Origin of the sequence: Blautia sp. HCP3S3_D9 (genome assembly GCF_052063845.1) — a bacterium.
Classification (GTDB): domain Bacteria; phylum Bacillota; class Clostridia; order Lachnospirales; family Lachnospiraceae; genus Blautia_A.
In genome coordinates this window covers 1-10,451 of the sequence record NZ_JBQHWS010000122.1, presented here as the reverse complement: position 1 = coordinate 10,451, position 10,451 = coordinate 1, and the positions used below count along the sequence as shown (strand labels likewise).

The window sequence follows — 10,451 nt, the reverse complement described above, 5'->3', positions numbered from 1 at the left end:
GTATAGTAACAGTAGCTGTTAGTTATTGTTCGCGCTGTGATCAGTAACGGCTGTTGATCATACTGAAGCAGAAAAAACAGCATATATTGAAACATATTGAGAATAATAGCAGAGAGCAGGTGACATAAATTGGAGAAAGTCATAATCATAGGTGCCGGACCTGCCGGAATTTCCGCAGCACTTTATGCTGTAAGAGGGAATCTGGATCCGCTGGTGATCAATAATGGTATCGGTGCTTTGGAGAAAGCAGAGAAAATAGAGAATTATTACGGACTGGAGCATCCTCTGTCCGGTCAGGAACTATATGACACAGGAATTGCTCAGACGAAAGCACTTGGCGTGAGAATGCTGGATGCGCAGGTTCTGGGAGTTGGCGGATTTGATACTTTTGTGGTAAAGACTACAGAGGGTGAATTCGAGACGCAGAGCCTGATCCTTGCAACAGGAAGCAAACGTGCTGCACCGAAGATTCCGGGTGTTAAGGAATTTGAGGGAAAAGGTGTCAGCTATTGCGCGATCTGCGATGCTTTCTTTTACAGAGGCAAGGATGTAGCAGTTCTGGGAAACGGTGACTTTGCCATGCATGAAGCGAAGGAATTGTCCAATACAGCCTCTACCGTAACTATTTATACAAACGGCGAGGAACCGGAATTTACACCGGAGGAAAATATCAGCGTAAATACAATGAAGATTCAGTCTGTAGAGGGCGATGATCTGGTGTCCGGAATCCGTCTTGCACCTGATGTACAGGCACAGGAAATGAGTGCAGAGCAGCAGGCAAATAATTTCTGTCCTGCAGACGGGGTGTTTATTGCAATGGGAACTGCCGGCAGTACGGAGATCGCCCGTCAGATGGGGGCAGAGCTGACAGAAAAAGGCAACATTAAAGTAAATGAGAATATGGAGACAACCATTCCGGGACTCTATGCGGCAGGTGACTGTACAGGCGGACTTCTTCAGGTAGCGAAAGCGGTTTATGAGGGAGCACAGGCAGGTATCAATGCAGGAAAATATGTAAGGTCATTAAATAAAAAATGATTCTGCAGGAGCTGCTGTTAGAAATATCTGATAATTAAGAACAAGTAAAGGAGAAATAAATCATGGCAAAAGAGATTACAGTAGCAAATTTTGAAACAGAAGTATTAAAATCCGAGAAACCAATTCTGATCGATTTCTGGGCAACATGGTGCGGACCATGTATGCGTCAGGGACCGGTCGTAGAAGAACTGGCAGAAGAAGGCTATGCGGTAGGTAAAGTTGACGTAGACCAGAACATGGCACTTGCACAGCAGTTCCGTGTAGTCAGCATCCCGACACTGATCCTGTTTAAAGACGGAGCAGAAGTGAAACGTTTCGTAGGTCTTACTTCCAAAGAAGAATTAAAAGCAGCACTGGAAGGTTGAACAGGAACTTATGAAGATTTTATTAGCGGCATGCAATGCCAAATATATTCATTCCAATCTTGCTGTTTATGATCTGCAGGCGTATGCAGCAGAGTATGCAGATCATATTGTGCTGAAGGAATATACCATTAATCAGCAGAAAGATGATATCATGCGGGATATTTATCTGGAGCATCCGGATGTGGTATGCGTGTCCTGTTATATCTGGAATGTTTCTTTTGTAAAAGAACTGATGGCAGATCTGACAAAGATTCTTCCGGACGCCGACTTCTGGGCCGGCGGTCCGGAAGTTTCTTATGATGCGGAGAAATTCCTGACAGAGAACCCGGAATTTAAGGGCGTCATGGTCGGAGAGGGTGAGGAAACATTCAGAGAACTTGCCGGATATTATGTAGAAAAGAATCCACAGGATCTGAAAGATATGACAGGAATCTGTTACAAAGACGGAGAGAAGATCATACATAATGGATGGCGCCAGATCATGGACTTAAGCAGTATCCCATTCATTTACAAAGATCTGTCCGATTTTAAGAACAGGATCATTTATTATGAAAGCAGCAGAGGATGTCCGTTCTCCTGCAGTTATTGTCTTTCTTCGATTGATAAGAAACTGCGTTTCAGAGATACAGAGATGGTAAAAAAAGAGCTGCAGTTTTTCATAGACAATAAGGTGCCGCAGGTGAAGTTTGTGGACCGTACTTTTAACTGTAAACATGACCATGCAATGGCAATCTGGAAGTATATCAATGAACACGATAACGGCGTGACAAACTTCCATTTCGAAATTTCCGCAGACCTCTTAAGAGAAGAGGAACTGCAGGAAATGTCTACCATGCGTCCGGGACTGATCCAGCTTGAAATCGGAGTACAGTCCACAAATCCGGACACGATCAAAGCAATTCACAGAACTATGGACTTCGAGAAACTGAAAGGAATTGTCGACAGGATCCACAGCTTCGGAAATATCCATCAGCATCTGGATCTGATCGCAGGACTTCCTTATGAGGACTATGACAGCTTCCGGCATTCATTTAATGATGTTTATGCACTGAAACCGCAGCAGCTCCAGTTAGGATTTCTCAAAGTATTAAAAGGTTCCCACATGATGGAAATGTGTCAGGAATACGGCATTGTATACAAAACACGGGAGCCTTATGAGGTGCTTTCCACGAAATGGCTGGATTATGACCACGTTCTGAAGCTGAAAACGGTGGAAAATATGGTGGAAGTGTATTATAATAGTGGACAATTCCAGAATACACTTGAATATCTGGAAGGCTTTTTCCCGGATGCCTTCTCAATTTATGAGAGACTTGGCAATTTTTATATGGAAAAAGGTTATGGTGATGTTTCTCATACAAGAATGCGAAGATATGAGATTCTGTTGGAATTTCTGGAGGATGTGTCGGATATTTCCATGGATCCGGTAAAAGACCAGATGGTGTATGATCTCTATCTGAGAGAGAATCTGAAAAGCCGTCCGGGCTTTGCCAGAGACCAGAAGCCTTTTGAGAGACAGATATGGGACTTCAGGAAACGGGAAAAAGTGGCAAAGAATGCACATGTGGAAGTATTTGCAGATGGAAAAGTGCTGTTGTTTGATTATGCAGACCGCGATCCGCTGACAAATAATGCCCGCGTGACAGATGTGACGAAAGATGTGTTTGAGAACCCGAACAGGGCTTAAAGAGGTGAAGAAAAATGGGAATGTTTAATCCGAAGAACCGTAAAGTGATCACTGCGATCATTGCGATCATCCTGGTACTGGCAATGGTAGTACCGACCGTTCTGTCTCTGCTTGTATAATTAATATTCAGGAGAAAACAAATGAGACTTGGACAGGCAGCAATGGAGGCTCTGAGGGCAGAAATAACCGGATGTCTGAAACCGGGAGATGAACTGGTAGTGGCATGTCCGGTGGCTCTGAAAGGAACCTCTGTAATAGCAAAAAATAAAAAGGACAAACTGGCAGAGAGATTCTCTGCCGGTTTTATTCAGAATTGTATTTCACTCTGGAGCGATTATGGGGCTGGCAGCATTATCTGGAAAACTGCGCAGGAAGCAGGTGCCAGCGCATTATATGCGATGGGTGAAGGTGGTTTCCTGAGTGCACTCTGGAAGATGGCAGAAGCTTCAGAAGTAGGACTGGAAGCAGACTTCCGCAAAGTTCCAATCCGCCAGGAAACGATAGAAGTGTGCGAGATTTTTGATCTGAATCCATATAAACTTCAGGCAGATGGTGCAGTACTGATCGGAATCCGCGGAGGCGAGGCCCTTGTGCAGAGACTTCGCAATGAGGGATTCATGGCAGAGATCATTGGACAGACAAACAGCGGCAATGACCGTTTATTGTACAGCGGCGGCAGTGCCCGATATCTGGAGCGTCCGGCAGAGGATGAATTATATCGTATAATATAATAGATATGAAAACTCGTTGAATAATGGTGGAAGTTTAATAAGCAAACTACCTTGTTTAGACGGGAAATTGGATTGAAAGAAAGATAAATTTAATACGAGGAATAACAAAAATGGCAAAGTTAAATATTGTACTTCATGAGCCTGAGATTCCTGCAAACACAGGAAATATCGGCCGCACCTGCGTAGCAACAGGAACCAGACTCCATCTGATCGAACCTCTGGGTTTTTCCCTGAGTGAGAAAGCCTTAAAGAGAGCCGGAATGGACTACTGGAAAGATCTGGATGTGACTACGTATCTGGACTTCGAAGACTTCATGGAGAAGAATCCGGGAGCAAAGATTTACTATGCAACAACAAAAGCACCGCAGACCTACACAGATGTTCATTACGAAGAAGATTGCTACATTATGTTCGGAAAAGAAAGTGCCGGAATCCCGGAGGATATTCTGGTAAACAATCAGGAAACCTGCGTAAGAATTCCGATGATCGGAGATATCCGTTCTCTGAACCTTAGCAATTCCGTGGCTATCGTTCTCTACGAAGCACTGCGCCAGAATAATTTTGACCATATGAACCTGGAAGGACACCTGAGAAACTACGACTGGAAATAACTGCGATTAAAGTATGTGGAGTATTCTATTATCCAATCCGCAGATAACGGGGGAGATGGTTATTGGTGGAGCAATATAATAGAAACAGACAGGAGAAATCAATATGCCAAATGCGACAAAAGCAGCACTGGAAGAATCCCTGAAGCGGCTTCTTCTGAAGAAACCGCTGGATAAGATCACCATCACAGATATTACTACAGACTGCGGAATCAGCCGTATGGCTTTTTATTACCATTTCAAGGATATCTATGATCTGGTAGAATGGTCCTGCGTAGAAGACGGGACAAGAGCTCTCCAGGGCAAAAAGACTTCCGAGTCCTGGACAGAAGGGCTGACTCATGTATTTGAGGCAGTTCTGGAAAACAAACCATTTATCATGAATGTTTACAGAAATGTAGACAGGGAACGAATGGAGAATTATCTTTTCAAACTTACCTATGATCTGATCGCAGGTGTGGTGGAAGAGAAGAGTAAGGGGCTGGATCTCACAGAAGAAGATAAGAAATTCATTGCAAACTTCTATAAATATGGATTTGTGGGGATTATGTTTGAGTGGATCCAGGCAGGAATGAAAGAGGACATTGAAGAGCTGGTAAACAAGATGAGCCTGACTCTTCATAATACTGTGACTACCTCTATTCAGAATTTCCAGCAGGATATTGAAAAATCATAAAAATTCTTTACAAAAACCGTAGGGTGATAAAAAACTTATCATTCTGCGGTTTTTGTAAATTGTGGGAAGTTAATTTAACTGTTAATATACACCCATAGCAACAAACAAATAAAAATTCTGATGGATGAAATGCCAGACAGATGGGAAATATGTAAATAAGAAAGTCATGAGAATGATTGCTGAAACAAAAAGAAAATTTTTGACAGATGCAAAAGAGGTTCCTTAAAATGGGTAAAGATGACAGAACGAAAAAGGCATGTATGATCACAAATCTGAAGAACTTCCGAAGGACAAGAATTCGAGAAAGGTGGATGTGTATTATGAGTAAAAATAAAGGTTTAGGACTTGTATCCGCATTAGCAGTTGGAGCCGGCGTAGCAGCAGTGGCAGCAGGAAAGAAATACAAAACAGCAGAAACAAAGAAAAAAGAAGAATATGATGCACTTCACAACACAAGTGAATACCGCAATACAGAGCGTGGAAAATATGAGAAAAACAGCAAAGGAATTTATTATTCCAATGGTAACTATGAAGCATTTGCCCGCCCGAGAAAACCGGAAGGCGTAGATGACAAACATGCGTATATCGTAGGAAGCGGACTTGCATCTCTTGCAGCAGCTTGTTTCCTGGTACGTGACGGACAGATGCCTGGAAAGAATATCCACATTCTGGAAGCAATGGACATTGCAGGCGGCGCATGCGATGGTATCTTCGATCCGAGCAGAGGATATGTAATGCGCGGCGGACGTGAGATGGAAAACCATTTCGAATGCTTATGGGATCTTTTCAGAAGTATTCCATCCATTGAAACACCGGGCGTATCCGTGCTTGACGAATACTACTGGCTGAACAAAGAAGACCCGAACTATTCTCTCTGCCGTGCAACCAAAGAGAGAGGTAAGGATGCACATACAGACGGCAAATTCAATCTGAGCCAGAAGGGATGCATGGAAATCATGAAACTGTTCATGACAAAGGATGAAGATCTCTATGATAAGACGATCGAAGATGTATTCGATGACGAAGTATTTAATTCCACATTCTGGTTATACTGGAGAACCATGTTTGCATTCGAGAACTGGCACAGTGCACTGGAAATGAAACTGTACTTCCAGAGATTTATCCATCATATTTCCGGACTTCCGGATTTCAGTGCTCTGAAATTTACAAAATACAACCAGTATGAATCCCTGATCCTGCCAATGCAGAAATATCTGGAGGCAGCAGGCGTTGAATTCCAGTTCAACACAGAAGTTACAAATGTGCTCTTTGAGTTTGAAGGAAATAAGAAGATCGCCAAAGCAATCGAGTGCAAGGTAAATGGCGTAGAAAAAGGTATTGTTCTTACTGAAAATGACCTTGTATTTGTAACAAACGGAAGCTGTACAGAGGGTACTATCTATGGCGACCAGAATCATGCACCGAACGGAGACGCTGAAGTTCGTACAAGCGGATGCTGGAGCCTCTGGAAAAATATCGCAAAACAGGACCCGTCTTTTGGACATCCTGAGAAATTCTGCTCCGATATTGCAAAGACAAACTGGGAATCTGCAACAGTTACCACACTGGATGACAAGATCATTCCTTATATCACAGATATCTGCAAACGTGACCCAAGAACAGGTAAGGTTGTTACCGGCGGTATCGTAAGCTGCCAGGATTCCAGCTGGCTGATGAGCTGGACGATCAACAGACAGGGACAGTTCAAGGATCAGGATAAAGATAAGGTTTGCGTATGGGTATATGGTCTGTTTACAGATGTACCTGGAGATTATATCAAGAAACCTATGAAAGATTGTACAGGTAAGGAGATCACAGAAGAGTGGCTGTATCATCTGGGCGTTCCGGTTGAGGATATCGAGGATCTGGCAGAGAACAGTGCAGTTTGTGTACCGACTATGATGCCTTATATCACAGCATTCTTCATGCCGAGAACAAAAGGTGACAGACCTGACGTTATTCCGGATGGATGTGTAAACTTCGCATTCTTAGGACAGTTTGCTGAGACTCCTAGAGATACTGTATTTACTACTGAATATTCTGTCAGAACTGCTATGGAGGCTGTTTATGGACTCCTCGGTGTGGACAGAGGTGTGCCGGAAGTTTGGGGCAGTGTCTATGATATCAGAGAATTACTGGACAGCAGCGTGAAGCTGATGGATGGCAAATCTCCACTGGAAATCGAACTTCCTGGACCGCTGGATGTACTGAAGAAACCACTTCTGAAGGTTGTTAAGGGTACAGTGGTTGAGAAAGTGCTCAGAGATCATAATGTGATCAAGGATTATATGATGTAAATATAAAAGATATGATTTATACAGAAAAGCTGCAGGGGATTGCTCTGCAGCTTTTTTCTGTGAGGATTTATTAAAAATAATTTATTGAAAATAAGAAAAATCGGGTTGCATATTGGGAATACAGATGATAATATATAATGAAATATAAAGAAAAATATAATTTTAAACATAAAAAGTCTGAAAAATTAAAAAGCTTTTCAAGATTAGAAGGGAGGGCATTTTTATGGAACTTGAGGTGTATCGCAGATATTCGCAGATGGCGAGAGGTCTTGAGAAAGCGGAGCTGGTGTTTAAGAATGGTCGTGTGTTCAGCTCTGGTACAGGGGAGTTTATTGAGGGAGATGTGGCTGTTGCGGATGGAATTGTGATCGGTGTTGGTACATATGAAGGGGAGACGGAGATTGATCTGGATGGAAAAGTGATCTGTCCGGGATTTATTGACAGTCATCTGCATCTGGAATCTACTCTGGTGACACCGGGAGAGCTGGTCCGGCAGGCGGCGCAGTGCGGAACAACAACGTTTATTGTAGATCCGCATGAGTCTGCGAATGTATCTGGTACAGATGGTATTGATTACATTCTGGATCAGACAGAGGACGCTCCGGCGAATGTATATGTGATGATGCCATCCTGTGTTCCGGCTACGCATGTGGATGATAATGGATGTCTTCTTACAGCAGGCAGAATGAAAGCTTATCTGGATCATCCGAGGATTCTGGGACTTGGAGAAGTGATGGATGCACCGTCTGTTATCAACGGAAGTATTGCCATGCATGAGAAGCTTCATCTGTTTCAGGACAGAGTGAAAGATGGTCATGCACCGTTTCTTTCGCCTGGTGATCTGGCAGCATATGTGCTGGGTGGAATTGACACAGATCATGAATGTGTGGATTATGAGTATGCAATGTCTGAGGCAAGGAATGGGATGTATGTGCTGATCCGTGAGGGCAGTGCGGCGAGAAATCTGGATGCTATCGTGAAAGGGATTGTGGAACATCATACGGATACTTCCAGTTTCTGTTTCTGCACGGATGATAAGCATATTGAGGAGATTCGTAAAGAGGGTCATATCAATTATAATGTGAAGCGGGCAGTACAGCTTGGACTTCCAGTTGAGAAAGCGCTGCAGATGGCTACGATCCAACCGGCAAGATGTTATGGTCTGTATCAGCTTGGCATGATCGCACCTGGCAGACAGGCAGATTTTGTAATTCTTGATAATGTGACAGATCTGAATGTGACAGATGTCTATCACTGTGGAAAGAAAATCATCAAAGATGAGAAAGTGGAAGTGAAACCATGTCCTCCGCATCTGAAAAACACAGTTCACGTATCTGGATTCAGTGAAGAACGCCTGAAACTGAAACATCCGGGAACAAAGGCAAGAGTGATTCAGATGTTGGAGAAGCAGATCGTGACGAAGGATGTAATGGAAGAGGTTCCATGGGTGGAAGCAGATGGTGAGAAATATTTTGCCCCAGACGGCGAGTACCAGAAGATTGCAGTGATCGAGCGTCATAAGAATACCGGAAAAATGGGCGTTGGCATTGTGAAAGGATATGGAATCCGGGGAGGTGCTATTGCGTCCAGTGTTTCCCATGATTCCACAATATTATTGTAGTGGGAGATAATGACCGTGATATGGCACTTGCTGTAAAAGAAATGATACGTACTCAAGGTGGATATACATTGGTATGCAATGGAGAAATCTATGGAACATTGCCACTTCCGATAATGGGATTAATGAGTGATGCAGGCTATGAGAATGTAAATGAAGCACTTGCGAGAATGATTCCGAAAGCGCATGAGATGGGAGTAAAAGATGGATTTGATCCATTTATTACATTGTCATTTATGGCACTGCCTGTAATTCCTGAGATCAGAATTACACCGAGGGGAATTTATCTGGTAAATGAAGACAGAATGTTGAGGACGCCATTTAGTTAAATAAAATAGCAGGCAGTTTGACTGCCTGCTATTTTGATTTTTCGAGAGTGAAGATGAACTCAGTTCCCACACCTTCAGTACTGATCACATCAATATTCTGATTATGTGCATTAATAATCTCTTTCACAATAGAAAGCCCAAGTCCGGTGCCTTTGCGGTCTTTTCCGCGGGAGGTGTCAATCTTGTAGAAGCGGTCCCAGATTTTGTTAAGGCTTTCTTTCGGAATTCCGGTTCCGTGATCCTTGACAGAGACGAAAACTTTTCCGCTCTTTACAGTAGTCTCTATCTGGATGGAGGAATCATCATTGCTGAATTTAATGGCATTGTCCAGCAGATTATAAAGAACCTGCTGAATCTGTTCCATATCCGCTTTGACATAGAGCTCATGACCTGAGAGCAGCAGTTCCAGGCGGATCTGTCGGTTTGTGCAGATTCCCTCGAATACAGCTGCTGTATTTTTGATCGTATCGTTGATATCGAAGCGGTGGATGTGCATCATTCGTTTCTTCATATCCAGTTCATTCAGAGTCAGAAGACTGCGGGTCAGTTTTTCCAGTCGTTCGGATTCAAAGGCGATGATCTTCAGGTAACGGTCCTGCATCTCATATGGAATCGTACCGTCCAGAATGGCATTTACATATCCTTTGATGGAAGTGAGCGGAGAGCGGAAGTCGTGAGAGACATTGGCGATAAATTTTCGCTGGTATTCTCCGTTTTTATTCAGCTCGTCTGACATATAATTCAGGGTGTTTGCCAGATAACCCATTTCATCATCAGAAGTAACTTCGATCCTGTATTCCAGATTTCCACCAGCGTATTCACTGGCACCTTTCATGATCTTAGTCAGCGGTTTACGTATATAGTGGCTGTAGACCCACAGAAGCAGGCTGGTGGCAGCATAGCAGATGAGAAAGATCACCTGCATGATAAACAGGATACTGCTGCGGCTCTGGTAGAGGGTTGTCATAGCATAATGGATCGCTACATAGCCTTTGGTCGTCATATCAGAGGTGATCGGAGCAATGACACTGAGCTGATCCGTGTCAAAATAGCCATAGAAGTTTCCAACCTGATAATAATTGCTGCCCCATTTGGCAGCGTC

At 43.4% G+C, this 10,451-nt stretch carries 8 protein-coding genes and 1 pseudogene; 8 read left to right on the top strand and 1 reads right to left on the bottom strand.

The window, feature by feature from the left end:
• Positions 1-129 precede the first annotated feature (129 nt).
• The 8 genes and pseudogenes from ACTNES_RS16880 to ade all read left to right on the top strand — a co-directional run bounded on the left by ACTNES_RS16880 (position 130) and on the right by ade (position 9,349).
• A complete protein-coding gene (locus ACTNES_RS16880; RefSeq protein ID WP_216460337.1) occupies positions 130-1,038 on the top strand; it encodes an NAD(P)/FAD-dependent oxidoreductase in 909 nt (302 codons plus the stop codon).
• A 62-nt stretch (positions 1,039-1,100) separates the two neighbouring features.
• The gene (gene trxA / locus ACTNES_RS16875) at positions 1,101-1,403 is read left to right on the top strand and encodes a thioredoxin (RefSeq protein WP_441040174.1); all 303 of its coding nucleotides are present in this window, start codon (positions 1,101-1,103) and stop codon (positions 1,401-1,403) included.
• A 10-nt stretch (positions 1,404-1,413) separates the two neighbouring features.
• Positions 1,414-3,090 (top strand): B12-binding domain-containing radical SAM protein, encoded by a 1,677-nt coding sequence (locus ACTNES_RS16870; RefSeq protein ID WP_441040173.1) that lies wholly within the window; start codon positions 1,414-1,416, stop codon positions 3,088-3,090.
• A gap of 140 nt (positions 3,091-3,230) precedes the next feature.
• Positions 3,231-3,821, top strand: coding sequence for an AIR synthase-related protein (locus ACTNES_RS16865; RefSeq protein WP_216460340.1), 591 nt, complete (start codon positions 3,231-3,233; stop codon positions 3,819-3,821).
• 110 nt (positions 3,822-3,931) lie between these two features.
• Positions 3,932-4,432, top strand: a complete 501-nt coding sequence (locus ACTNES_RS16860) for a tRNA (cytidine(34)-2'-O)-methyltransferase (protein ID WP_441040172.1) — start codon at positions 3,932-3,934, stop codon at positions 4,430-4,432.
• A gap of 103 nt (positions 4,433-4,535) precedes the next feature.
• A complete protein-coding gene (locus ACTNES_RS16855; protein WP_216460342.1) occupies positions 4,536-5,105 on the top strand; it encodes a TetR/AcrR family transcriptional regulator in 570 nt (189 codons plus the stop codon).
• Positions 5,106-5,425: 320 nt separating this feature from the next.
• Positions 5,426-7,402, top strand: a complete 1,977-nt coding sequence (locus ACTNES_RS16850; RefSeq protein WP_300334345.1) for an oleate hydratase — start codon at positions 5,426-5,428, stop codon at positions 7,400-7,402.
• 223 nt (positions 7,403-7,625) lie between these two features.
• A pseudogene (gene ade, locus ACTNES_RS16845) lies at positions 7,626-9,349 on the top strand (adenine deaminase).
• A gap of 28 nt (positions 9,350-9,377) precedes the next feature.
• Here the strand turns inward: ade and ACTNES_RS16840 are convergent.
• Positions 9,378-10,451: sensor histidine kinase (locus ACTNES_RS16840; RefSeq protein WP_441040171.1), on the bottom strand; the 1,074-nt coding region annotated here is incomplete at its 5' end.